This is a genomic window from Roseixanthobacter pseudopolyaromaticivorans (assembly GCF_043195145.2).
In the GTDB taxonomy this organism is placed as follows: domain Bacteria; phylum Pseudomonadota; class Alphaproteobacteria; order Rhizobiales; family Xanthobacteraceae; genus NCEH01.
This window is the reverse complement of sequence record NZ_CM195539.1, coordinates 5,158,617-5,182,594: the sequence shown is the minus strand read 5'-3', so window position 1 is coordinate 5,182,594 and position 23,978 is coordinate 5,158,617. Positions and strand designations below refer to the sequence as shown.

The following is a 23,978-nucleotide window of genomic DNA, read 5'->3' as shown; positions in this document are numbered from 1 at the left end:
TTTCCTCATCAAGCCCGCGGCTCAGCGTGCCGGCTCCAGCGCGCAGATGGTCTTCAGCTCGGAATAAAAGTCCAGCGACCAGGCGCCGCCTTCCCGGCCGACGCCGGAGCGCTTGAAGCCGCCGAAGGCCGCGCGCTCGTCCCGCACGCGCCAGCAATTCACCCACACCGTGCCGCTCTGGAGCTGGGTCGCGACCCGGTCCTGGCGCGCTTCATCGCGCGTCCAGACGGTGGCGGCGAGGCCGTAGTCGGTGGCATTGGCCCGGGCGATCACCTCGTCCTCGTCGTCGAACACGGAGACATGGCCGCAGGGCCCGAACACTTCCCGGCGGCAGATCTCCGCATCGTCCGGCAGGCCAGAGAAGATGCTGGGCGCGACCCAATAACCGTTCTCGAACGGCGCCGGCATGTCGAGCCCGCCGCCGCCGGCGATCACGCTCGCGCCTGCCTCCTTGGCGCGCGCATAATAGCCGAGCACCTTGTCGCGCTGGGTGGCGCTGATCGCCGGGCCAAGCGTGGTCTCGGCAGCCATGGGGTCACCCGGCTTCAGGGCCCGTGCCGCCGCGGCGATGCCCGCGACGAACGGCTCGAACACAGAGCGGTGCACGAAGATGCGCTCCGTGGTCAGGCAGACCTGCCCGCAATTGTCGAACATGGAACGCGCAGTACCCGCAATCGCGGCGGGGAGGTCGCAATCGCCGAAGATCAGCGCCGGGTTCTTGCCGCCAAGCTCGAGCGAAACCGGGCGCGGCCCCTGCGCGGCCGCCTGCATGATCGCTTCGCCCGTGCGCGTCTCGCCGGTGAAGGCGAGCGCGTTGACGCCGGGATGGGACACGAGGAAGCTTCCAGCCGCGCCGGCGCCATGGCCGTGGACGATGTTCAGCACGCCGTCGGGCAGGCCGGCCTCTTTGGCAATCTTCGCCAGCAGAACCGCGGTGCGCGGGGAATGTTCGGACGGCTTCACGACGATGGTATTGCCGCACACGAGGGCCGGGGCGACCTTCCAGGTGAGCAGCAGCAGCGGCAGGTTCCAGGGGGCGACGATGCCCACCACGCCGATGGGATTGCGGATGATGCGGTTGCGCGCCCGCCCGCCATTGGCCAGTGGTGTCTCGAAGCCTTCCGCATCCGCCTTGCGCGCGATGTCGGCGAAGGCGCGAAAATTGGCGATGGCGCGTTGGATCTCGACATTCGTGGTGATGGTGATGGGCTTGCCGGTGTCGGCGATCTCTTCCGCGACAATCTCGTGCAGGCGGGCATCCATCAGGGTCGCGATGCGCTCCATGAGGGCGAGGCGATCGTCCAGGGTGGTGTTCTTCCACGGCCCTTTGAGCGCGGCGCGGGCGGCGCTGACCGCCTGGTCCACCATGTCGGCATCGGTTTCCACCACCTGCGCCGCGACCCGGCCGGTGGCGGGATAATGCTTCTCGAAGAAGCGTGGGCCGAAGGTTTCACGACCCGCGATGAAACAGGGGATCTGGACGGCGTCGGTCATCAGGGCCTCGTGGGCATGCATGTTCGGACTTCAGGCGCGGCAGCCGGACGCGATGGACGGGCGCCTTTCGATGCGCCCGCCTTTCACGGCTTGAACACGCGGATCTGTCGGGCCGCGCAGCCGCCGCCCGACATAATGTTCACGCGGCCCGGAGGCCGCCGTACGCTCTGATCACTTGACCATCAGGTCCTTCTTGGCCGGCAGGTAGGACGGATCATAGACTTCCGCGATGGTCGGCACGCGCGGCAGGTTGTTGGACTTCGCGATCAGCTCGATGTCCTTCTTCAGCCGCTCGGTATCCATCACGCCGAAGCCATCCTTCAGCACGTTGGGGGTGATGATGCAGCAATCCATGGCGAGCTTCAGACGCTCACGCTCGATGTCTGCGTTCAGCAGCGGCTGATAGACGAGCGCCGCCTTCACGCCCTCCTCGGGGTCCTTCACCATGTCGCGCACCGCCTTGACCGTGGCGCGCAGGAAGCCGCGCACCGCTTCCGGGTTCTTCTCCAGGAAGGCTTTGTTGGCGGCGATGGAGTTGCTGTACAGCGGCAAGCCATATTTGCTGTACATGAAGTAACCGATGTCGCTTTCCGGCACGCCCTTGGACTTGAGCTGCATCACAGCGTTGAAAAGCTGCCCCGGCGTGGCATCCACCTCGCCGCGCGCCAGCATCGCCTCGCGCAGGTTCGGCTCGATGTACTGGATCTGCACCGACGGCAAGTCGATGCCGTTGATCTGCGCGAAGACGGGGAACAGCTTGAACGTGGAATCGTGCGCGGCGGAGCCGAGCTTCTTGCCGTCGAGCTGCTTGGGCTCCTTGATACCCTTGGATTTCAGGAAGAAGATCGCTGCCGGTGCCTGCTCATAGCCACTCATGACGACCGGAAAAGCCTGGTCGGGATTACGGGCATTGAACTCGGCCAGGACGTTGATGTCCGGGAACCCCATGTCATAGACGCCCGCCGCGAGCTGGCGGACCACCTCGGTGGAGCCCTTGCCGGGATCGACGGTGACGTCGAGGCCCTCCGCCTTGTAGTAGCCCTTCTGAAGCGCGATCAGAAATGGCGCGTGGGCGGAGCCCGGAATCCAGTCCAGCGCGAACCTGATCTTCGTCTGCGCGTTCGCAGCCTGCATTCCCACTAAAAGAGCAGCAAGCGTTACACCTGTCTGCACGATGCGCTTCAACATCGCCAAATCCCCTCTGATAAATATGAGCTTCGCGAAACTAACGTCCGAATTTCACTCGCGGACACCTTTGATGGCGGAGCTGCGCGATCAAAGAGCGTGAAGATCTCCGGATCTTTGTTTTTCTTTACGCGTGAGCGGGCACGTAATTTTATCACCGGCGGGACGCTGCTACCGCGAACCTGATAATCAGCATACTGATCATGTGGGTCCTCCTCCAGGCATCCAGCCCCTGAATGATCAGCGTGCTGACAGTTAGCGCGATCGTCAACGTGAATTTTTCAGCTTCGCATGCCCATTATTTGCGCATGAGCGGGGCGTGAGCGCTCGGTTGAATCCGCTTCCCCGTGGACCGCACAGGCCCACTTGACGCCGTCTCGTCCTGAAAACCGTCACCAAGCCTCGCCTGGGCATCTGCTCCACGTGCTGCGGGCACGACGCTGGCAATGGCCGCGGTGATCGAGAACGTACTCCCGGCGGAAGGATTGGCGCGCCTCAAAAAGATGCGGGTCCCCGCCGCGGGGGGCGCAGACCCGTTCCTCAATGGTTCGTCTGGTCGCAGCTGGAGGACCGACGGCCCGGCTCACATACCGAGCACCGGGCAGCTAGGAGGCTGGAACCGCGCGCACCGCCACATCCACGTGCATCGGGAGCGGATCGCTTGCATCGCCGATGAAGCCGCCCGAGATGGGGATCGCCTGCTCGGAGGACCGCGTCACGCCGACCCGGATCAGATTGGCGCCGGCCACCAGCCCATTCGTGGGATCGTATTCGACCCAGCCTGCGCCCGGAAGATAGACGCTGCACCAGGCATGCGTGCTGCCGCCGCCGACCGTCTCGCCGAAGCTGTCGGGATAGAGATAGCCGGTGACGAAACGCGCGGCGAGGCCGAAGCTGCGGAGCGCTTCCATCATCAGCACCGCGAAGTCGCGGCAAGTGCCCGATCCGAGCGCCAGCGTCTCGGCGGCGGTCTGGGTTCCCGCCTCGTGGCGGGCGCCGTAGCGGAATTCGGCCTTGATGGCGTGGGTGATCGCTTCCATCACCTCCAGCGTCCGGCCCTTGCCCCCGTCGCCCAGAAAGCGGCGGGCCCATTGATCCACGGTGTTGTTCGGGTCGGGCTGCTGACGTTCCGCCAGCCGGGCGACATCGGCGATTTCAGAGGCGGCATAGGAGAAGGGAAACAATTCCGCCGCCGGTTCCAGGCTGTAGACCGGCAAAGGCGGTCCTTCGGGATGATGCGTCAGATCGAGCGTGGAGACGATATTGAGCCGCTCCGTGCGCAGATCCTGCGGCCATTCGAGGAAGCAGATGGAATTGTTGAACACATCGTGCGCCCAGCGGATACTCGCAGGCTCCGGCTCCACCCGCAGGCTTGCGTGGTGCAGGCGCAGGTCGTGGCTATCGTCCGGCCGCAGCATCATGCGGTGGCGCGTCAGGCCGACGGGATTGCGGTAGGTGTATTCGGTCGTGTGGACGATGCTGATCCGTGCCATTTGCCCTCGTGCGGCAGCGTGTGCCGACTGTTCCGAAGAATCCGAATGAGAAAACGCGGCGCGGCTTGCGAGGCGCGCCCTGGGGAAAGATCAGGCGCCCCCGCGGGACGTTTCGCGGAACCGTGATCGCGGCGACGGGCCTGCCGCACGGGTATCATTTCGCATCGACGCCACGCCTCCCCCTCGCCATGCCCTGCCCCGACATGCGTCGTGTCGCGGCGAAACCTCCGAGGGAAGCTCGACCGCTGCAGATGCTTTCGCAGAATCTGTGTCGTGCGGGTGGCGTGCCGTCAAGGTTGCAATTCGCGGCGATCCGGGGAAGAGAAAGGAAAAGCTTGACCATGGCGCCTTGCCCCGGCCGCAGGTGCCACGCCGCCTTCCGCGAAGGAGGGGCTTGAGGAAGTTTGATGAACGCTGAACTCGCCATCGTTCTGCTGATGCTCGCCGCCGCCGTGGTGATGTTCATCGTCAACCGGCCGCGCATGGATGCGGTGGCGCTGCTGGTCATCGTGGCCATGCCGCTCACCGGCATTGTCACCATGAGCGAGGCGCTGGCCGGCTTCAGCGACCCCTCGATCGTGCTCATCGCCGCCTTGTTCGTCATCGGCGAAGGGCTGGTGCGCACGGGCGTGGCGCGGCGGCTGGGCGATTGGCTGGACACCAAGGCGGGCGGCAGCGACACGCGCCTGCTGGTTCTGCTGATGGCCGCCGTGGGTGGGCTCGGGGCCCTGATGAGCTCGACCGCCGTGGTCGCCATCTTCATTCCCGTGGTGCTGCGGATCTCGCAGAACCGGGGCACATCGCCGAGCCGGCTGATGATGCCCTTGAGCTTCGCCGCCCTCATCAGCGGCATGCTGACCCTGGTGGCGACGGCGCCCAACCTGGTGGTGAACGCCGAACTGATCCGGCAGGGCTCCGCGGGGTTCGGCTTCTTCAGCTTCACGCCCTTCGGCCTGCCGCTGCTGATCCTGGGCATTTTCTACATGCTGTTCGCGCGCAAGATGCTGGGCGGCAAGGGCGGGCCGGGCGCCACCCTGACCCGCCGGCCGAGCCTGCGCGACTGGGTGGAGCGCTATGCGCTGACCGACCGGGCGCAGCGCGTGCGCCTCGCCCTCGGCTCGCCGCTGGCCGGCCGGCGGCTGGAGGAGGTGTCGCTGCGCGCCTCGGGCGTGAACCTGCTCGCCATTGAGCGCGGCACCGGCCGCACCTTCGAAGTCATAAGGCCGAGCGCGCGCACCCGCCTCGAGCCTGGCGACATGCTGCTCGTCGACGTGCTGGCCACCCCCGAGCAGCTCGATGCCCTTCGGACCACCTGGAAGGTGGAGCGCGTTCCCCTCGGCGACGGCGATTATTTCTCCGACCGCTCCCAGGAGCTGGGCATGGTGGAAGTGATGCTGCCGGCCGAGTCCCGCCTCATCGGCAGCACGGTGCTGGAGGCGCGGGTGCGCTCGGAATATGGGCTCACCGTCATCGGCCTGCGGCACGGCGCCCATGTCGCCTCCAGCGACCTGCTGCACGAGCGCCTCAAGCTGGGCGATACGCTGCTGATGGTGGGCTTCTGGTCCGACATCCGCGCGCTTCAGGGCGATACCGAGGACCTCATCGTGCTGAACATGCCGGCGGAACTGGAGGAGGTGCTCCCCGCCGCGAGCCGCGCACCGCAGGCTCTGGGCGTGCTTGCCCTGGTGGTCGCCCTGATGGTCAGCGGTGTCATTCCCAATGTGCAGGCGGCGATCATCGGCTGTCTACTCATGGGGTTGCTGCACTGTGTGGATTTCAACAGCGCCTATCGCTCGATCAGCTGGAAGAGCCTGATCCTGATCGTCGGCATGCTCCCCTTCTCCATCGCCCTGCAACGCACCGGCGGCGTCGATCTCGCCGCCGACGCGGTGGTGGCGCTGGTGGGACAGGCGGCGCCACACCTCGTGCTCGGCACCATCTTCGTCATCACGGCGCTGCTGGGCCTGTTCATTTCCAATACCGCGACGGCCGTGCTGATGGCGCCGGTGGCCCTTGCCATTGCCAAGGATCTCGGCGCCTCGCCCTATCCGTTCGCGATGGTGGTGGCGATCGCCGCCTCCTCGGCCTTCATGACGCCCATCTCCTCGCCGGTGAACACGCTGGTGGTCGGCCCGGGGCAATACAGCTTCGGGGATTTCGTGAAGGTGGGCGTACCCTTCACCATCGTGGCGATGATCGTCAGCGTATTCCTGATCCCGATCTTCCTGCCGCTTTAGGCCGGGGCCTGTGAATTTTTGACTGATGGCCCAGCCTCAGTTGAATTGCCGACCGGTCGGGCTCAGCGTTGCGGCCATGACGCATGTGGACTTCCTCGTCCTTATCGCCGTGGTTGGGACCGTCCTGTCGAGCTGCGGCGCCCTGCTTTGGGTGCTGCTGCGGGTTATGAAATCCCCTTAAGGCGACCCTTTTTTCCAAGTCTTGGCACCGCCGCGCGGGAAATGTTTCACGTGAAACATGGACTTAGCGCAGACGAACAGCGGTTTACTGGCGCTTGACCGCCCCATTCCGGGCGATGAAACCGCGATTTCGGGCGAAGTTTCGCCCACGATGAATCCGAAAATCGGCAATGCGCGCGATCCGCGCTCAGCTCCGGCCGCCCGCCTTGGTGGCGATCCAGATCACATGGCGCGCGCCGCCCCGCTTGCCGTTCGCCCGCACCCGGACTTCCTCCACGGCAAATCCGCCCCGTTTCAGCCGCTGGGTGAAGCCGGCATCCGGCCCGGAGGACCACACCGCCAGTAGCCCGCCGGGACGCAGCGCCCGCAGCGCCGCGCGCAGGCCGGCCGCGTCGTACAGGGCATCGTTGGCGGCGCGCGTCAGGCCGTCCGGCCCATTGTCCACGTCGAGCAGAATGGCGTCATAGGCGGTTGCCTGCGACCGGATCAGCGCGCTAACGTCGCCGCTCCACAGGCTCACGCGGGGATCGTCCAGGCTGTCCCCGTGAAGCTCCGCCATGGGACCGCGCGCCCAGGCGACGACCTCCGGCACCAGTTCGGCGACCTCGATCCGCGCGTCGGCGCCGAAGGCCGCGAGCGCGGCGCGCAAGGTGAAGCCCATGCCGAGCCCGCCGATGAGGAGATGCGGTGCCGCGCACGCCCCCAGCCGCGCGCTGGCGAGCGCGGCCAGCGCCTCCTCCGAGCCGGAGAGGCGGCTGTTCATCAGCTCGGTCGCGCCGGCCATGATGGAGAATTCGGCGCCGCGCTGCATCAGGCGCAAGGTGCCGCCGCCATCGGGCACTTCGGCGGTGTCGAGCAGGAGCCAGGGGATCACGATTTTCTCTTCGACCGATGCGGCGCGCGGCGCGCCTTTGGATTGGAAACGCGCGCGGTTCGATCTATGAGTGCCTCGCCGCATTGCCGCAAGCAAGTTGGGAGAGCGCCACTGTTCTGGGCCTGGAGCGCGACTCTCGCGGCCATCGTCGCCAGCACAGGCGCCTTCGCGCAGGCTGCCGGCCCGTGTGGCGCAACCCCGGCCGCGGCTCCGCCGCCGGGCGAGAGTTGCGACGCCTCCAGCCCGCCGCCGCCCGTGCCGCAGACCTGGACGATCATCGAATCGCGGTCGCCCAGCGACGACCGCCCGCAGATCTCGGCCTCCATCTGGGTGGAGAAGGATCAGGCGATCCTCGCGGTGCGCTGCTTCGACGGCCGGATGGAGTTCATGTTCTCGCCCACCGGGCTGGTGGCGCCGGACGCGACCGCGCGGGTCACCTATCGCATCGAGGGGAGCGCCGCCGTCACCGGCGCATGGCGCGCCGCGCCCAACCGGCAGGATCTGTTCGCGCCCGATCCGGAACGCCTGCTGCGCGCGTTGCCCGACCAGGGCACGCTTGTCCTCCGCACCACCGGCCGCGCCCATATCGTTTATGAGGCAAGCTTCCCCTATCGGGGCATGAATATCGTGCGCACGCGATTTGCCGCCGTGTGCGTGCGCGGCCAACCTCAGGCCGCGCCACCTTCTCCCCTTGCGCCCGCATCCCCTGCGCCGGCCGCGCCGACGCGCCAGCCGGCAGAGGCACTTCCGCTCGGCATCCGCCCGTCGGCGGCGCCACCGGCGCCGCCCTCGTTCGCAAACCGCCCGCTGCGGCGCCTGCCGGAGGACTGAGGATCAGGCCCGGCGGGCCAGCTGGCCCCAGGCCAAGAGAACGATCAGCGCGCCGACCACCGCGCCGATGAAGCCGGCGCCCTGGCCGGCCTGGTACCAGCCGATCGCCTGTCCGAGATAGGTTGCCACCAGCGCGCCGACGATGCCGAGCACGGTGGTGAGGATGAAGCCCTGCGGCTCGTTGGAGCCGGAATAGATCAGTTTCGCGACGATGCCGGCGACGAAGCCGATGATGATGGTCCACAACACGCCCATGCTGCCCTCCAGGCTGGGAAACACGCCACCAACGGCGAAGATCGTGCTTGGGTTCCCCCGTCACGTCCCGCGCGTGTCCTCCAGGGCCCATCCGCGCACGCGGGGCGGGCAACAGTCAAGCCCAAGGCGGGCGCCGGACCGGCATCGTGCGGCACGACAGGGCGAAAGCGAAGTGAAAGCTTGGCGGGCTTATCAATTGCGGCAACCACAGGGCAACGTCCCGCACAAGAGTGTCGCCAAGCACCGCCAAACGAGGAAACCGGCGCTCAGCGCCCCGAGGAGACACATATGATCCCTGCGATGAAAGCGGCCGTGCGCCCGCTCATCCTTTCGCTGGCCGTCGCGACGCTGGCGATTCCCGCCGGCGGCCCGGCTTTCGCGGCCGACAAGGTCACCATCATCGTCGGCGGCATGGAAAAGCAGATCTACCTGCCCGCCGTGCTCACCCAGCAGCTGGGCTATTTCAAGGAGCAGGGGCTCGACGTCGAGCTGATCAGCACCCGCGCGGGCGTCGAGGCCGAGAACGAGCTTCTGGCCGGCGCCGTGCAGGGCGTGGTGGGCTTCTACGACCACACCATCGACCTCCAGGCCAAGGGCAAGTTCCTCCAGTCCATCGTCCAGTTCAGCCAGGCGCCGGGTGAAGCGGAGATGCTTTCCGCCAAGCTCGCCGACAAGGTGAAGTCCCCGGCCGATTTGAAGGGCCAGACCCTGGGCGTGACCGGCCTCGGCTCCTCCACCGATTTCCTCACCCAGTCGCTGGTGGTGAATGCCGGGTTGAAGCCGGGCGAATATTCCCTGCTGCCGGTGGGCGCGGGCAACACCTTCATCGCCGCCATGCGGCAGGGCCAGATCGCCGCCGGCATGACCACCGAGCCGACCATCAGCCAGCTTCTGAAGACCGGCGACGCGAAGATCCTGGTGGACCTGCGCACCCCCGACAAGACCATCGCGGCGCTGGGCGGGCTTTACCCGGCGGCGTCCTTCTATGTGCAGAAGTCCTGGGCCGACACCCATAAGGAAGAGGCGCAGAAGCTGGCGAATGCGTTCGTGAAGACCATGCGCTTCATCGCCGCCCACAGCGCCGAAGAGATCGCCGACAAGATGCCCAAGGATTATTACGTCGGCGACAAGGACCTCTATGTGAAGGGCCTCGCCGAGGGCAAGGCGCAGTTCACCCCCGACGGCCGCATGCCCAACGGCGGCCCAGAGACGGTGCTGAAGGTGCTCGCGAGCTTCAGCAAGAACGTCCAGGGCAAGCAGATCGACCTGTCGAAGACCTATACGACAGAGTTCGTGGACGCCGCCGTGAAGAGCCTCGGCTCCAGCAACTGATATGGCGCGGCGCCCGCTTGCGGCGCCGCTTTCCTTTTTGTCCTCAAGCAGCCGACGCCCGCAGGGCGGCGGACGGAGAGACTCATGTCCGAAACCCTCCTTGCGTCCCGCCCGGCGCCGGCGGCAGGCTCGGCCGCGCCGCCCGCCATCGACCTCGTCAACGTCACCCGCCGCTTCGTCACGCCCGACGGCAAGATGATGACCGCGCTGCGCGATTTCACCATGTCCGTGAAGGCGGGCGAATTCGCCTGCGTGGTCGGACCCACCGGCTGTGGCAAGTCCACCACGCTCAACCTCGTCACCGGGCTTGCCCCGCCGAGCGCGGGCGAGGTGCGGGTAATGGGCGAGCCGGTCACCGGCATCCGCCGCGACATCGGCTTCGTGTTCCAGACCGACGCGCTGTTCCCCTGGCGCAGCGTGCTCGACAACGTGGCCGCCGGCCCGCTCTATCGCGGCATGTCCAAGGCCGAGGCGTATGAGAAGGCGCGCGACTGGATCGCCCGCGTGCACCTCTCGAAGTTCGAGGGCCATTATCCCCACCAGCTCTCCGGCGGCATGCGCAAGCGCGCGGCGCTCGCCCAGACCTTCATCAACGAGCCGAAGATCCTCCTGATGGACGAGCCGTTCAGCGCGCTCGACATCCAGACCCGCACGCTGATGCAGGACGAACTGCTCGCCATGTGGTCGGGCTCCGGCGCCTCGGTGGTGTTCGTCACCCACGATCTGGAGGAAGCGGTAGCGCTGGCCGACAAGGTCTATGTGCTCACCGCCGGCCCCGCCACGGTGAAGAGCGTCTACCAGATCGACTTGCCGCGCCCGCGCGTGATGTCGGAGATCCGCTACGACCACCAGTTCGTCGAGATCGCCCGCGTGATCTGGAACGACCTGCGCGAGGAAGTGCAGATCGGCCAGGCCCGCGCCATGTCGGCCGGACATTGAGAGGAGGACACGCCATGACCGTTCAGGCCGAACCGCTCGCCGCAAACGCGGCCCCCACTCTCGAATCCGTCTCCGCCGCCGCGCAGCGCGCCATGCGCCGCCGGCACGCCCTCGTCATCGCCCTGCGCATCGCCATCCTGGTGGGTGTGCTGGGTGGGTGGGAACTCGGCGCGCAGACCGGCTTCATCGACCCGTTCTTCTTCGCCAGCCCCTCCGGCATCTGGGACCAGATCTGGATCTGGATGACCGAGGGCACCTCCCAGGGGCCGCTCTGGGAGCAGATCCTGGTGACGCTGGAGGAGACCACGCTCGGCTTCTTCATCGGCGCCGTGGGCGGGGTGGCCTGCGGTATCCTGCTGGGGCGCAACAAGCTGCTGGCGGACGTGTTCAGCGTCTACATCAAGGTGGCGAACTCCATTCCCCGCGTGGTGCTGGGCTCGATCTTCATCATCGCGCTCGGCCTCGGCATGGCCTCCAAGGTGGCGCTGGCGGTGGTGATGGTGTTCTTCGTGGTGTTCGCCAACGCCTTCCAGGGCGTGCGCGAGGCCGACCGGGCGCTGATCGCCAATGCGCAGATCCTCGGCGCCTCGCCGCTGCAGATCACCCGCACGGTCATCATCCCCTCGGCCATGAGCTGGATCCTCGCCTCTCTGCACGTTTCGTTCGGCTTCGCCCTGGTGGGCGCGGTGGTGGGCGAGTTCCTGGGCGCGAAGAAGGGCGTCGGGCTCATGATCTCCACCGCCCAGGGCGCGTTCAACGCCAATGGCGTGTTCGCCGCCATGGTGATCCTCGCCGTGCTGGCGCTGGTGGTCGAGTTCATCATCACGCTGGTGGAGAACCGCCTGGTGAAATGGCGCCCTGCCCCGCTCAACGACGCGCACGGCTGATTTTAGCCCGCGCCACCTGTTTCAAAGTCCTCCCACTGGCCCGGCGCTCCGCCGGGCCTTTTTTTATGCGGCGGCGGCCGTTTCCTGTGCCAGCGGCAGGCGCACCTCGACCACCAGCCCGCCGCCTTCGGCATCCCGCAGCGCGACGGTGCCCGCCGCCGCCTCCGCCACTTCCTTGACGATGGCGAGGCCAAGCCCGCTGCCCTCCGCGCTCGTGCCGAGGACGCGATAGAAGCGCTCGAACACGCGCTCGCGCTCGGCCGGCGGAATGCCCGGCCCGCTGTCCGCCACGCGCAGCACCGCCTCGTCCCGCTCGCGGGCGACGCTCACCGTGACGATGCCACCGTCCCCGGCATAGCGGGTGGCGTTGTCCACGAGATTGACGATCATCTCCCGCAGCATGGTGCCGTCGCCGGTCACCGGCACAGCGCCTTCCGCCTCGACGCCGATGTCGATGCCCCGCGCCAGCGCGCCTTCCGCAAATTCTGCGGTCACCAGCCGCGCCGCGGCGGCCAGATCGATGCTTTCGCTGCGCGGGCGGCGGCTGCCCGGCTCGGCGCGGGCGAGGGTGAGCAATTGCGCCGCGAGACGCGCCAATTGCCGGGCGCTGGCCTGCAGTGCCTTGAGCGCCAGCGTGCGTTCGTCGGGATCCTTCTCGCGCAAGGCATAGCTCGCCTGGGTGCTGAGCAAAGCGAGCGGCGTGCGCAATTGATGCGCCGCATTGGCGACAAAGCGGCGCTGCGCCGCCATCTGCTTCTGCACGCGGTCCATATATTGGTTGAGCGCGCCCACCAGCGGGCGCAGCTCGGTCTGCACATCCTCGGCGGAGAACGGCGCCAGATCCTCCTGGGAGCGGCGCTGCACCGCATCGCGCAGGCGCAGCAAGGGCGTCAGGCCGCGATTGAGCCCGATCAGCGCGAGGATCGCCGCCGCCACCAGCAGCAGCACCTGCTGGCCGAAGCCGCCGATCCACAATTGCCGCACCATGGCGCCATGGCCGGCGCGCGTCACCCCCACCATCACACGGATCGGCCCTTCCGCCCCCGCGCCCACCAGGGGATGCAGCATCATCACCAGGTCCAGCGGCTGGTCGCGATACGCGCCGTCATAGAACAGCGGCTCGAAATCCGAAGGCACGCGCGGCGGCAGCGGCAGGTCGGGATAGCCGGTGAGCAGGCGCCCGGGGGCGGTCTCCACCCGGTAATAGACCCGGTCCTGGTGGCCGGTGGCGAACATCTCCAGCGCCACGGGCGGCACGATGGCCTCGATCACGCCGCGATCGGCGCGGCTCGGCTCGGCGATGGCGCGGGCGGAGGCGGTAAGCATGCGATGGGTGACGAGGTCGGCGGTGGCGACCGCATTGCCGTAGCTCGTCCACACATTGACGGCGACCACCCCCGCCAAAGGCAGGACCAGCCATGCGAGCAATTGCAGACGGAGGCTTCTAATCCTCATGCCGCAGAAGATAGCCGAGGCCGCGTAAAGTGACGATACGCACGTTAGAGCCTTCCAGCTTCTTGCGCACCCGGTGGACATAGATCTCGATGGCGCTGGGGTCCGCCTCGTCCTCGAAGCCGAACACGCTCTGCGAGAGCTGCGCCTTGCTGACCGTGCGCCCGCTCTTCAGCAGCAATTGTTCCAGCACCGCATATTCGCGCGGCGTCAGGGCCAGCTCGCCCTCGCGCAGGGCGAACAGGCGGGTGCGCGAATCGAAGGAGAGATCGCCGAACACCACCACCGGGTCGGCCTGCCGGTGCACGCGCCGCAGCTGGGCGCGGATGCGCGCCTCCAGCTCGGCGATCTCGAAGGGCTTGGCGAGATAATCGTCGGCCCCCTCGTCGAGCCCGGCCACCCGCCCGTCGAGGCTGGCATTGGCGGTGAGGATGATGACCGGCAACGTGCTGCCGCGCCGCCGCAGCCGCCGCAGCACCTGCAGCCCGTCGAGGCCGGGCAGGGACAGGTCCAGGATCACCAAGGCATATTCGGCGACTTCCAGCGCATGCTCGGCATCGAGGCCATCGTGCACCACGTCCACGGCATAGGTGGATTGGCGCAGGCTCTTGGCGAGCCATGCGGCGAGTTCCCGATTGTCCTCCACCAGCAGCAGCCGCATGCGCGTTCTCCCGCTGCGCACATGGCAGCGGGCGGGCGGAGGGTCAATGCGCCCGCCCCGCCAAAGGAAAAAATTCGCGCCGCGGCATGTCGCCAGTCAGGAGGCGGCGGTCGCCGGCAGGGGTTCGCCGAGGGCCGCAAGGGCGGACACCAGCAGCCGCGCCATGCGTGCGCCCCAGGCCGCCTGCCCGGCCGCATCGGCGATCAGATCCTGGCGGATCTCAACCGCCACATGGGGCACGCCGCGCCGCTCGCCATGGACGGGAATCGTATAGTCCGACGCATCGCTGACCGAATAGGGCTCGTTATCGCCGACGACGAGGTCCGCCTCGCGCTCCAGCTCGGCGAACAAAGCGCGTGCAAGACGCGGATCGCGATTGTAGAGCACGCCCGCGTGCCACGGGCGCGCGATGCCCAGATAGACCGGCGTGAAGCTGTGCATGGCGATCAGGATCGTCGGCCGCCCAGCCACCTGCCGTGCGTCCAGCTCCGCGGCGATGCGATCGTGATACGGGCGGAAGATCTCGCGCTCGCGCTGCGCCGCCTCCACCGGCCCGAGGCCGATGTTGCCCGGGATCTCGGTGCTCTCGCTGAGGACGGGAATGGAGGTCGGCGTCCCCGGCTGGCGGTTGCAATCAATGACGAGGCGCGAATACTCCTGCTGGATCAGCGTCGCACCCAGCGCATCGGCCAGATGCCGGCAGACGCCCGCAATGCCGATGTCGATGGCGATGTGGCGCAGGCAGTCCGCATCCGCGATTCCGAGCTGACCGAGGGCGCGCAGCATGCGGTTTCCGGCATGGTCGGCGACGATCAGGAACGCAGAAGCCGATTGCGCGTTATAGACCGTGACCGGCGACGGCTCGTCGGCTGCCAATAGAGGATGCGCCATCTTTTTTCCGGACTCTTCTGGTGGCTAATAATGAGAAGCTTGTGGCCATTGAGACCCCGAGCTCCAGCTATAGTGTGCTCCATCTATAGACTATTGACTGCCCTGTCGGCAGCTATGCCGGCCGGTTTCGTCCAGAATGTCGCAAGTGCCACTTATTTAACCCGGCATTTTCATGCCGAATGCGACAAATCCCAAACATTCGCACCGGATGGTGCTAGGGTTGCATTGTAAAAGTACCGGGTGACGAACCGGCAGGCGGACCCCGGGAAGCCGACCGGATCCAGCGTGCGCGACGACAGCCCGTTCATCTGTCCGGCGCGACGAGCAGCGATCCTCACGGCTCTGCGCGCGCCGGCGCCGGAGATTTTCGATGAAGATTCACGCAGGCTATCGGATCGCCTACGATTGCCCCCAGCCGACCCCGATGATCCTGACCCTGAGCGTGCATCCTTCCCGGGTGGGCGATCTGCTGAGTCCCGACCGGGTGATGTTCGATCCACAGCTCCCCGCCAACACCTATCACGACAGCTTCGGCAATTTCTGCCACGTCATCAATGCCCCCGCCGGCCGGCTGACCATGTTCACCGACTTCACCATCATGGATGGGGGGCAGGCCGATCTCTACGCCCCGCACGCCCAGCAGCATGCGCTCTCGGACCTGCCGGTGGATGTGCTGCTCTATCTGCTCGGCAGCCGCTATTGCGAGACCGACCGCTTGTCCGACATCGCCTGGTCGCTGTTCGGGCAGGTGCCCAAGGGCTGGCCATTGGTCAGCGCCATCTGCGATTTCGTGCACCAGCGCATCACTTTCGGCTACGCCCATGCGCGCCCGACCAAGACCGCGTTCGAGGCCTATAACGAGCAATGCGGCGTGTGCCGCGACTTCGCCCACCTCGCCGTCACCCTGTGCCGCTGCATGAACGTGCCGGCGCGCTATTGCACCGGCTATCTCGGCGATATCGGCGTGCCGTACGACGGTTCGGCGATGGATTTCAGCGCCTGGTTCGAGGTCTATCTGGGCGATCGCTGGTACACGTTCGATGCCCGGCACAACAAGCCGCGGATCGGCCGCATCCTGATGGCGCGCGGACGCGACGCCACCGACGTCGCCATCGTCACCTCGTTCGGCCCCTGCACGCTGGCGAGCTTCGAGGTGATTACCGACGAGGTCGCCTGAGCCGCCGGCCCGCGGGTTCCCCCCCGCGGCGCCGCCCCCGGCGATCCCGTTCAGAGCGGGCGTGCGCCGGACAGGATTTCCCGCTTACCCGCGTGGTTGGCCGGGCCGACGATGCCCTCGCTCTCCATCCGCTCCATGAGGCTCGCCGCCTTGTTGTAGCCCACCTGGAGCCGGCGCTGGATATAAGAGGTGGACGCCTTGCGGTCGCGCAGGACGATGGCAACCGCCTGTTCGTAGAGATCGCCGCTGGCTTCACCCAGCGCGCCCTTGTCGAACACCGCGTCGTCGCCCTCCCCGATGCCCTCGGCTTCCTCCTCGCTGGTCACCGCGTCGAGATATTCCGGGCCGCCCTGGGCTTTCAGGTGGGCCACCACCTTTTCCACCTCGCCGTCGGAGACGAACGGGCCGTGCACGCGGGTGATGCGGCCGCCGCTCGCCATGTAGAGCATGTCGCCCTGGCCGAGCAGCTGCTCGGCCCCCATCTCGCCGAGAATGGTGCGGCTGTCGATCTTGCTGGTGACCTGGAATGAGATGCGGGTCGGGAAATTCGCCTTGATGGTGCCGGTGATGACATCCACCGAGGGACGCTGGGTGGCCATGACCAGATGAATGCCGGCGGCCCTGGCCATCTGGGCGAGGCGCTGGATGGCGCCCTCGATTTCCTTGCCGGCGGTGAGCATCAGGTCGGCCATTTCGTCGACGATGATGACGATGAACGGCAGGGCCGTCAGGTCCATGTCCTGCTCCTCGAACAGGGCCTCCCCGGTCTCCTTGTCGAAGCCCACCTGGACCTGGCGCTTGATGATCTCGCCCTTCGCCCGCGCTTCCGCCATGCGGGCGTTGAAGCCGTCGATATTGCGCACGCCGAGCCGCGACATCTTGCGATAGCGGTCCTCCATCTCGCGCACCGCCCATTTGAGCGCGATGATCGCCTTCTTCGGATCGGTGACGACAGGCGTCAGCAGGTGCGGAATGCCCTCATAGACCGAAAGCTCCAGCATCTTCGGATCGATCATGATCAGCCGGCAGGCCTGCGGCGAATGCCGGTAGAGCAGCGAGAGGATCATGGTGTTGATGGCCACCGACTTGCCGGAGCCGGTGGTGCCGGCCACCAGCAGATGCGGCATGCGGGCAAGATCGACGATCACCGGCTCGCCGCCGATGGTCTTGCCCAGCGCGATCGCGAGCTTCGCATGCGCCTCGTCGAGATGCGGGCCGGAGAGAAGCTCGCGCAGCCACACGGTGCCGCGCCGCCGGTTCGGCAGCTCGATGCCGATGACGTTGCGCCCCTCCACCACCGCCACGCGTACCGAAACCGCGCTCATGGAGCGCGCGATATCCGCCGCGAGGCCGATGACCCGGCTGGACTTGGTGCCCGGCGCGGGCTCGAATTCGTACAGCGTCACCACCGGGCCGGGATTGGCGTCGATGACTTCGCCGCGCACGCCGAAATCCCGCAGCGTCTGCTGGAGAATGGCCGAGCTCTGGTCGAGGAATTCCTCCGACAGCTCGAAGTCCGGCTCCTGCACCGGCGGCTCGCGCAACAGGTCCAGCGCGGGAAGCTCATAGGCGCCGAAGTCATCCTCGGCATCGGCCGCGAGCGACGGCGGCGGGACCGGAACGATGGAAGATGGCGCCACCGGCACGGAAGGGGCGGCGTTTTGCGGCGCGGCCAGCGGCGGCGTGCCCAGCGCGGGCGGGAAGTTCAACCCATGGAACGCCCAATGGAAAGAGGCTCCGACGATGGCGGAAAGCGGATCCAGGGTGACCGGCGCGGACGCCGGTGCCGGCAGATCGGCGACTTCCACTTGCACGGCGGGTTCTGCTTGGGCGGCGACTTCCAAGGGGGCGGGCGCCGCGTCGGCGTTCGCCTCGGTTTCCGGCGAGAGAGCGAGGTCTGGGAGCGTATCTGCCAACGCCGCCTCGCGCGAGGGCTCATCCCCCGGCGCGATTGCGGCGGATATCCCCTGCGCTTGCGCATCGTGCGGGGGGTGCACAGGCAAAAGGTCCTGCTCCTCGGCGGCCCGCGGGTGCAACCCTTCGCCCAGGCAAATGAGCCGGCCGAGCTTCAGCAGCGTCTGCGGCACGGGGGACGCGGCGGGCGCTGACGGCGGATCGCACGGCTCGGGGGTCTTGTCTTTCGCCACATCGCTCGGGAACGCGGCGTCCTGCGTGGCGACGTGCTCAGACTCCTGCTCGACATCGCTGTTCGCGTCGGGATCACGCATCACCCACCCGGATGCGGGCGCGGGCGTCTCTTCGGCCGGAGCGAGAGCAGCCGGCATCTCGGTTGCGTCGTCTTCACTGCGCTCCTCGGCCGCGGCCGAAGCGAGCCCGTGAGCGAGATGGTCCGCGTCGGCGAGACCGACGTCGGCCGATTCAATCTGGATGGTGGCGGCGTCCACCGGATCTGCCGGCATTTCGATACCAGGGGCGCCGTCGTCCGGCGCCAGGGCGATTTCGGCCGACGCCGATGGCACCGGCGCCTCGGGCGCGGCCAAGGCGATCTCACTGCCCTCCACCACCACCGGCGCGGCAGCGTCCTCGCCGAGGCCCGTTAGAGCGAAGGCGACACCCCCTTCGATGGCGGCGCGCAGCGTTTCCAAGGCCACCGGGGGTTCTGCCGCATCGCTCCACGCCATGTTCGCGGTCTGAGTCTCGGGCTCGGTTTCCTCCACCAGGAAGCGCCAGGTCGGCCCCACGCTTGGAACGGCGGTCGTTCCGACCGGCGCGGCACCGCTCTCTTCGGGAGCCGCCTGATCCGGGGCGATGGCGGTGCGTTCCGCCGGGGGCGGCGATGTCACTTTCGGCGATTCGCCCATGCCGTGGCGGGTGCGCAGGAAATGGTCCGGAGTCCGGGTGAAGCGGGTATTCTCATCCAAGGTGAAGGGGCGCAGCCAGCTCGGCACCAGATCGAGCGCGACCCAGGGAGAAAAGGCGGCGTCGCGGGCATCCTTGGGCAGCAGCGGACGGCCTGTCGGCAGCGCGGCGCCGGCCCGCGCGGAGAGGGAGAAGGACGGCTCGTAGGTTCTGGGAGGGCGGTTTGAAGAAGGCATGATCTTCCATGACCCGGAGGGCCGGCCGAGCCGGCCGCGTTGTCTCCAGGGATACGGAGTGCGGCGTTAACAGGAGGTTTTGGGAGGCGGCTCCGCCCACAGGGCAGAGGGGGCCGAAGGCCAATTCGTTCGGCGGCGCACAAATACCCCGTGGTTCAACCATGCATCGCCGCAACGACTATTTCCGGCCGCATCCAACTTATTAACCATAAGCTTTTCATCGCCCGTGTTGAAAAACAACGGCATTGGGGATAGCGTCGCTTCAACGTCTTTTGCTCGGCTTTTCTTTTCCATCCCGGATATCGCCCCATGAGACGCGCGCCCATTTCCGCCACCCGCATGCCGCTTCTCGCCGCCCGCGCGATCGCCGCGCCCATGGGCAAAAAGCCGCGCGCCCAACGCCCCTGACCTCAACCCGCCAGCCTGCGGCTCCGCAGCCCGCGGTTCCTTCAGCCGATGCCCCTCGCAATCCCCACCTCAGAGGTCCACACGTGACTGACATGCGCAAGGAAACCGACAGCCTCGGTGAAGTCGATGTCCCGGCGGACAAGCTGTGGGGCGCGCAGACCCAGCGCTCGCTAGAGCATTTCAGCATCGGCACGGATTTGATGCCGCGCGAGATGATTACCGCCTATGCGCTCCTCAAGAAGGCGGCGGCGCGGGCGAACCATGCCGGCGGGCGCCTCGCGGAAGAGCCCTACAAGCTGATCGTGCAGGTGTGCGACGAGCTGCTCGCCGGCAAGCACCAGGACATGTTCCCGCTGCACGTGTGGATGACCGGCAGCGGCACCCAGTTCAACATGAACGTTAATGAGGTGATCTCGAACCGCTGCTGCCAGCTCGCGGGCACGCCGCTCGCCAGCAAGACGCCGGTGCACCCCAATGACCATGTGAACATGTCGCAATCGTCGAACGACAGCTTCCCGTCCGCCATGCATATCGCGGTGGGCGTCAACGCCACCCAGCGGCTGATCCCGGCGGTGCAGGCCCTGCATGACGCGATCTCGGCCAAGGCCGAGGAATGGGCGGATATCGTCAAGATCGGCCGCACCCACATGCAGGATGCGACCCCGCTGACGCTCGGCCAGGAATGGTCCGGCTATGCCGGCATGCTGGCGGACGATATCGAACGCCTTCAGGACGCGCTGAAGGGGGTCTATCGCCTCGCCCTCGGCGGTACGGCGGTCGGCACCGGCATCAATGCGGCGCCGGGATTTGCCGAGGCGGTGGCGGACGAGATCGCCGGCCTCACCGGCTTGCCCTATGTGACCGCGCCGAACAAGTTCACGGTCCAGGGCGCCCATGACGCCTTGGTGCAATTCTCCGGCACGCTGCGCACGCTCGCCGCCTCGCTCTACAAGATCGGCAACGACATCCGCCTCATGTCGTGCGGCCCGCGCGCGGGCTTTGCCGAGCTGATCATCCCGGAGAACGAGCCCGGCTCCTCCATCATGCCCGGCAAGGTGAACCCCACCCAGGCCGAGGCGCTCACCATGATCGCCGTGCAGATGATGGGCAACGACGTCAGCGTCGGCTTCGGCGGCGCCAGCGGCTATCTGGAAATGAACGTCTACAAGCCGCTCATCATCTTCAACATCGCCCATTCCATCACCATCGCCAGCGACGGCTGCACCAATTTCCGCAAGTTCCTGGTGGAAGGCACCAAGCCCAACCGCAAGAAGATCCAGGAATATGTGGACCGCTCGCTGATGCTGGTGACCGCGCTCGCCCCGGTGATCGGCTATGACAAGGCCTCCAGGATCGCCCACCACGCCATGGACAACGACCTCACGTTGAAGGAAGCCGCGCTGGCGCTCGAATTCGTCACCGAGGAGGAATTCCTGCGCGTGGTGGACCCGGCCAAGATGGTGAAGCCCTATGTGGCGAAGGAGGAAGGCCACTGAGCCTTCCGGCGGCGCAGCGCGGCCCTCAAGGCTGCGCCGCCCCGCCCCTGCGTGCGCCCCGCCTTCAAGAAACGCATAAAAGATCCACCCTTCCGGAGGTTCCGCCATGACCGCGCCGAGCGACCAGACCACCCCGAAAGGGGTCGCACTGCTTCACAATCCCATCTTCAATCGCGGCAGCGCCTTCGCTGTGGAGGACCGGGCGCGGCTCGGCCTGGAAGGCTTCCTGCCGCCGGTGGCGGACACGCTGGAAACCCAGGTCGCCCGCGTCCACCTGCAATTGACGCAGCTCGACAACGACCTGCAGAAATACCTGCTGCTGAGCGATCTCCAGGCGCGCAACGAAACGCTGTTCTATGCGGTGCTGATGTCCGATCCGGCGGTGTTCATGCCGTTGGTCTATACCCCCACCGTGGGCGAGGCGTGCCAGAAGTTCGACCACGTGCTGCGCGCCACGCGCGGCATGTATCTGCCCATCACGCTGAAGGGCCGTCTGAAGGAGGTGCTCTCGCGCTGGCCGCAGAGCGACGTGCGCTTCATCGTGGTGACCGACGGCGAGCGCATCCTGGGGCTCGGCGACCTCGGCGTCGGCGGCATGGGCATCCCGGTGGGCAAGCTCTCGCTCTATACGGTCTGCGCGGGCGTGCCGCCGGAGCTGACCTTGCCGATCACGCTCGATGTGGGCACCAACAATGCTGCGCTGCTGGAAGACCCGCTCTATCTCGGCCTGCGGCAGAACCGCGTGCGCGGGGCCGAATATGACGCCTTCATTGACGAATTCGTCACCGCCGTGACCACGCTCTATCCCCGCTGCTGCCTGCAATGGGAAGATTTCGCCAACATCAACGCAGTGCCGATCCTGGAGCGCTACCGGGACAAGATCTGCACCTATAATGACGACATCCAGGGCACGGCGGCGGTCGCGGTGGCGGGCATCTACGGCGCGCTGCGCATCTCCAAGGAGAAGCTCACCGACCAGACCTTCCTGTTCCTCGGCGGCGGCTCGGCGGCCACCGGCATCGCCGAGCTGATCAGCCAGGCCATGGTTCTGGAAGGCGCGACGATCGAGGAGGCGCGGGCGCGCAACTGGCTGTTCGACGTCAACGGCCTGATGGTGAATTCCCGCACCGACATCGCCGGCTTCCAGAAACCCTTCGCCCACGACCATGCGCCGGTGAATTCGTTCGTCGAGGCGATCGAGGCGATCCGGCCCACCGGCATCGTCGGGGTGAGCACGGTGCCGAAGCTGTTCAACCAGGCCGTGATCCAGGCCATGTCGAAGATCAACGCGCGGCCGATCATCTTCCCCTATTCCAATCCCACCTCGCGCTCGGAATGCACGGCGGACGAGGCCTATCGTTGGTCAGAGGGGAAGGCGATCTTCGCCAGCGGCAGCCCGTTTGCGCCGGTGACGCTGGGCGATATGACCTTCGTCCCCGGCCAGGGCAACAATGTCTATATCTTCCCCGCCATGGGCATGGCGGTGCTCGCTACCGAGGCCCGCCGCGTGACGGAGGCCATGTTCATCGTCGCCGCCAAGGCGGTGGCCGAGCAGGTGACCGACGCGGATCTGGACAAGGGCCTGATCTATCCGCCGCAGAGCGACATCCGCAAAGCCTCGCTGCATGTGGCGGTGCGCATCGCCGAATATGTGTTCGACAACGGCCTCGCGCAGGTGCCGCGCCCGGCCGACATCGCGGCGCATATCGCGGCGCTCGCCTATCTCCCCGCTTATCCCGCGGTGTGAGGCGCCATGATGCCACCGGCCCCGGCGTCGTCCCCCGACGACGCCTTCGCGCTCGTCTGTGCCAGCGCGAAAATCCTGTACGTCAACGGGCAGACCACCGAGCGGACGATCCATAATGCGGAGCGGCTGGCGCGCGCTCTCGGCCTCGGCGTCACGGTGTTTCCCACCTGGGGGGAACTCGTCGTCCGCATGGAGGGGACGCAGGCCTCCGGCACGACGCGCGTGGAGGCGATCGCCGCCGCACCCGCCGGCGTGGACATGAACAAAGTGACGCTGACGCTCGGCGTCATCGACCGGGTCTGCGCGGGCCGCGAGGACACAACAAGCGCCCACGCCGCTCTGGACGCCATCTCCCGCTTGCCGCCGGTTTCCGCCCCGCGCTTCGTCGCGCTGGCGGCGGCCGGGGCGGCAGCGCTCTCGGTCATCTTCGGTGCCGGCGACCTCGCGACACTGGCGCTGATCGCCTTCAGCGCCGGGGCGGGCGCGGCCCTACGGCGCACTCTGGCGCACGTCGCGAAGAATTTCCTGGCGCAGCCCCTGTGCGCCGCGCTCCTCGCCGGCCTCATCGCGGCAGCGGCCTCGCACCTCGTGCCGGGCGCCAATCTCTATCTGGTCGCCCTATGCCCCTGCATGGTGCTGGTGCCGGGCCCGCACCTGCTGAATGGCGCGCTGGACCTCGCCCACATGCGCATCGGCCTCGGCGGCGCCCGCTTCGGTTTCGCCGGCCTCGTCATATTGCTGATTTCGGTCGGGCTGATCGCCGGCCTCGCCGTCGGCGTCGCGGGCCTGCCCGCGCCGGGGCCCGCGGCGCCGGTTCCGCTGGCCTATGACGTAATCGCCGCCGGCATCGCCGTGTCGGCCTTCGGCACGTTCTTCTCCATGCCCTGGCGCACCCTGCCCATTCCGATCGCCATCGGCATGACCGCCCATGCCAGCCGCTGGCTGGCGATCGCCGACGGGGCGGGCCTTGCCACCGGGGCGCTGGTGGCCTGCCTGATGGCGGCGACCCTGGTGACGCCCATCGCCAACCGCCTGCACCTGCCGTTCGCCGCCTTCGCCTTCGCGTCGGTGGTTTCGCTCATTCCCGGCGTGTTCCTGTTCCGCATGGCGGCGGGCATGGTGGCCCTGCTCAATGCCGGGCCCGCGGCGGCACCCGCTTTGCTCCTGCCGCCGATCCTGGATGGCACCACCGCGGTGGCGATCCTGCTCGCCATGGCGTTCGGGCTCATCCTGCCGAAGATGCTGCTGGAACGCCTATTTCCGAAATGGGCCGGCATGGCGGCGGACCACACCTGAGGGGGTGGCCGCATCTCATCCGCCCGGCCGAGCCCGCCCCTCAGCGGCGCGGCGGGCTTGCGGCGCCGGATTTTCCCATCGCCGGCT

18 protein-coding genes are annotated in these 23,978 nt (G+C 67.2%); 9 read left to right on the top strand and 9 right to left on the bottom strand.

Annotated elements, in window-relative coordinates; translation table 11 throughout:
* Nucleotides 1-21: 21 nt before the first annotated feature.
* From V5F68_RS24245 to V5F68_RS24235, 3 genes are all read right to left on the bottom strand, one after another.
* Nucleotides 22-1,494: an aldehyde dehydrogenase family protein gene (locus V5F68_RS24245; protein WP_394012814.1), complete on the bottom strand. Its 1,473-nt coding sequence runs from the start codon at nt 1,492-1,494 to the stop codon at nt 22-24.
* A 171-nt stretch (nt 1,495-1,665) separates the two neighbouring features.
* The gene (locus tag V5F68_RS24240) at nt 1,666-2,628 is read right to left on the bottom strand and encodes an ABC transporter substrate-binding protein (RefSeq protein WP_394100466.1); all 963 of its coding nucleotides are present in this window, start codon (nt 2,626-2,628) and stop codon (nt 1,666-1,668) included.
* Nucleotides 2,629-3,284: 656 nt separating this feature from the next.
* Entirely contained in the window at nt 3,285-4,172 is an 888-nt protein-coding gene (locus V5F68_RS24235) for a transglutaminase family protein (protein WP_394012816.1), read from the bottom strand.
* Between the two features lie 407 nt (nt 4,173-4,579).
* Between V5F68_RS24235 and V5F68_RS24230 the strand changes: the two genes are divergently transcribed.
* Nucleotides 4,580-6,409 (top strand): SLC13 family permease, encoded by a 1,830-nt coding sequence (locus tag V5F68_RS24230; RefSeq protein WP_394012817.1) that lies wholly within the window; start codon nt 4,580-4,582, stop codon nt 6,407-6,409.
* 367 nt (nt 6,410-6,776) lie between these two features.
* Here the strand turns inward: V5F68_RS24230 and V5F68_RS24225 are convergent, their stop codons facing one another.
* Entirely contained in the window at nt 6,777-7,463 is a 687-nt protein-coding gene (locus tag V5F68_RS24225; protein WP_394012818.1) for a spermine/spermidine synthase domain-containing protein, read from the bottom strand.
* 66 nt (nt 7,464-7,529) lie between these two features.
* Between V5F68_RS24225 and V5F68_RS24220 the strand changes: the two genes are divergently transcribed.
* A complete protein-coding gene (locus V5F68_RS24220; protein WP_394012819.1) occupies nt 7,530-8,294 on the top strand; it encodes a hypothetical protein in 765 nt (254 codons plus the stop codon).
* Between the two features lie 3 nt (nt 8,295-8,297).
* On the opposite strand, the gene V5F68_RS24215 is transcribed toward V5F68_RS24220, so the two are convergent.
* Complete coding sequence (locus tag V5F68_RS24215) at nt 8,298-8,549, bottom strand: GlsB/YeaQ/YmgE family stress response membrane protein (RefSeq protein ID WP_394012820.1); 252 nt, start codon at nt 8,547-8,549, stop codon at nt 8,298-8,300.
* 288 nt (nt 8,550-8,837) lie between these two features.
* Between V5F68_RS24215 and V5F68_RS24210 the strand changes: the two genes are divergently transcribed.
* The 3 genes from V5F68_RS24210 to V5F68_RS24200 all read left to right on the top strand — a co-directional run bounded on the left by V5F68_RS24210 (nt 8,838) and on the right by V5F68_RS24200 (nt 11,707).
* The gene (locus V5F68_RS24210; protein ID WP_394012821.1) at nt 8,838-9,881 is read left to right on the top strand and encodes an ABC transporter substrate-binding protein; all 1,044 of its coding nucleotides are present in this window, start codon (nt 8,838-8,840) and stop codon (nt 9,879-9,881) included.
* A gap of 84 nt (nt 9,882-9,965) precedes the next feature.
* The gene (locus V5F68_RS24205; protein WP_394012822.1) at nt 9,966-10,820 is read left to right on the top strand and encodes an ABC transporter ATP-binding protein; all 855 of its coding nucleotides are present in this window, start codon (nt 9,966-9,968) and stop codon (nt 10,818-10,820) included.
* Between the two features lie 92 nt (nt 10,821-10,912).
* Entirely contained in the window at nt 10,913-11,707 is a 795-nt protein-coding gene (locus V5F68_RS24200) for an ABC transporter permease (RefSeq protein ID WP_394013045.1), read from the top strand.
* A 63-nt stretch (nt 11,708-11,770) separates the two neighbouring features.
* Here V5F68_RS24200 and V5F68_RS24195 read toward each other — a convergent pair whose 3' ends face one another.
* The 3 genes from V5F68_RS24195 to V5F68_RS24185 form a co-directional block, all read right to left on the bottom strand.
* Complete coding sequence (locus V5F68_RS24195; protein ID WP_394012823.1) at nt 11,771-13,162, bottom strand: sensor histidine kinase; 1,392 nt, start codon at nt 13,160-13,162, stop codon at nt 11,771-11,773.
* Nucleotides 13,152-13,820, bottom strand: a complete 669-nt coding sequence (locus V5F68_RS24190) for a response regulator (RefSeq protein WP_348845310.1) — start codon at nt 13,818-13,820, stop codon at nt 13,152-13,154. The genes V5F68_RS24195 and V5F68_RS24190 overlap by 11 nt, the downstream gene beginning before the upstream one ends.
* A 96-nt stretch (nt 13,821-13,916) precedes the next feature.
* A complete protein-coding gene (locus V5F68_RS24185; RefSeq protein ID WP_394012824.1) occupies nt 13,917-14,711 on the bottom strand; it encodes an N-formylglutamate amidohydrolase in 795 nt (264 codons plus the stop codon).
* A gap of 370 nt (nt 14,712-15,081) precedes the next feature.
* Here V5F68_RS24185 and V5F68_RS24180 point away from each other — a divergent pair, with 370 nt between their 5' ends.
* Nucleotides 15,082-15,888, top strand: coding sequence for a transglutaminase-like domain-containing protein (locus V5F68_RS24180; RefSeq protein WP_394012825.1), 807 nt, complete (start codon nt 15,082-15,084; stop codon nt 15,886-15,888).
* A gap of 50 nt (nt 15,889-15,938) precedes the next feature.
* On the opposite strand, the gene V5F68_RS24175 is transcribed toward V5F68_RS24180, so the two are convergent.
* Complete coding sequence (locus tag V5F68_RS24175) at nt 15,939-18,944, bottom strand: DNA translocase FtsK (protein ID WP_394012826.1); 3,006 nt, start codon at nt 18,942-18,944, stop codon at nt 15,939-15,941.
* A 500-nt stretch (nt 18,945-19,444) separates the two neighbouring features.
* Here V5F68_RS24175 and fumC point away from each other — a divergent pair, with 500 nt between their 5' ends.
* The 3 genes from fumC (at nt 19,445) to V5F68_RS24160 (ending at nt 23,891) form a co-directional block, all read left to right on the top strand.
* The gene (gene fumC / locus V5F68_RS24170) at nt 19,445-20,848 is read left to right on the top strand and encodes a class II fumarate hydratase (protein WP_394013046.1); all 1,404 of its coding nucleotides are present in this window, start codon (nt 19,445-19,447) and stop codon (nt 20,846-20,848) included.
* A 106-nt stretch (nt 20,849-20,954) separates the two neighbouring features.
* Complete coding sequence (locus V5F68_RS24165) at nt 20,955-22,595, top strand: NAD-dependent malic enzyme (RefSeq protein ID WP_394012827.1); 1,641 nt, start codon at nt 20,955-20,957, stop codon at nt 22,593-22,595.
* Nucleotides 22,596-22,601: 6 nt separating this feature from the next.
* Nucleotides 22,602-23,891: a threonine/serine exporter family protein gene (locus V5F68_RS24160; RefSeq protein ID WP_394012828.1), complete on the top strand. Its 1,290-nt coding sequence runs from the start codon at nt 22,602-22,604 to the stop codon at nt 23,889-23,891.
* Nucleotides 23,892-23,978: the final 87 nt, after the last annotated feature.

Bases quoted from the DNA above. Each gene is read 5' to 3' on its own strand.
- V5F68_RS24245 (WP_394012814.1), bottom strand. From the start codon at position 1,494: ATGACCGACGCCGTCCAGATCCCCTGTTTCATCGCGGGTCGTGAAACC.
- V5F68_RS24240 (WP_394100466.1), bottom strand. From the start codon at position 2,628: ATGCAGGCTGCGAACGCGCAGACGAAGATCAGGTTCGCGCTGGACTGG.
- V5F68_RS24235 (WP_394012816.1), bottom strand. From the start codon at position 4,172: ATGGCACGGATCAGCATCGTCCACACGACCGAATACACCTACCGCAAT.
- V5F68_RS24230 (WP_394012817.1), top strand. From the start codon at position 4,580: ATGAACGCTGAACTCGCCATCGTTCTGCTGATGCTCGCCGCCGCCGTG.
- V5F68_RS24220 (WP_394012819.1), top strand. From the start codon at position 7,530: ATGAGTGCCTCGCCGCATTGCCGCAAGCAAGTTGGGAGAGCGCCACTG.
- V5F68_RS24215 (WP_394012820.1), bottom strand. From the start codon at position 8,549: ATGGGCGTGTTGTGGACCATCATCATCGGCTTCGTCGCCGGCATCGTC.
- V5F68_RS24210 (WP_394012821.1), top strand. From the start codon at position 8,838: ATGATCCCTGCGATGAAAGCGGCCGTGCGCCCGCTCATCCTTTCGCTG.
- V5F68_RS24205 (WP_394012822.1), top strand. From the start codon at position 9,966: ATGTCCGAAACCCTCCTTGCGTCCCGCCCGGCGCCGGCGGCAGGCTCG.
- V5F68_RS24200 (WP_394013045.1), top strand. From the start codon at position 10,913: ATGCGCCGCCGGCACGCCCTCGTCATCGCCCTGCGCATCGCCATCCTG.
- V5F68_RS24195 (WP_394012823.1), bottom strand. From the start codon at position 13,162: ATGAGGATTAGAAGCCTCCGTCTGCAATTGCTCGCATGGCTGGTCCTG.
- V5F68_RS24190 (WP_348845310.1), bottom strand. From the start codon at position 13,820: ATGCGGCTGCTGCTGGTGGAGGACAATCGGGAACTCGCCGCATGGCTC.
- V5F68_RS24185 (WP_394012824.1), bottom strand. From the start codon at position 14,711: ATGGCGCATCCTCTATTGGCAGCCGACGAGCCGTCGCCGGTCACGGTC.
- V5F68_RS24180 (WP_394012825.1), top strand. From the start codon at position 15,082: ATGAAGATTCACGCAGGCTATCGGATCGCCTACGATTGCCCCCAGCCG.
- V5F68_RS24175 (WP_394012826.1), bottom strand. From the start codon at position 18,944: ATGCCTTCTTCAAACCGCCCTCCCAGAACCTACGAGCCGTCCTTCTCC.
- fumC (WP_394013046.1), top strand. From the start codon at position 19,445: ATGCGCAAGGAAACCGACAGCCTCGGTGAAGTCGATGTCCCGGCGGAC.
- V5F68_RS24165 (WP_394012827.1), top strand. From the start codon at position 20,955: ATGACCGCGCCGAGCGACCAGACCACCCCGAAAGGGGTCGCACTGCTT.
- V5F68_RS24160 (WP_394012828.1), top strand. From the start codon at position 22,602: ATGATGCCACCGGCCCCGGCGTCGTCCCCCGACGACGCCTTCGCGCTC.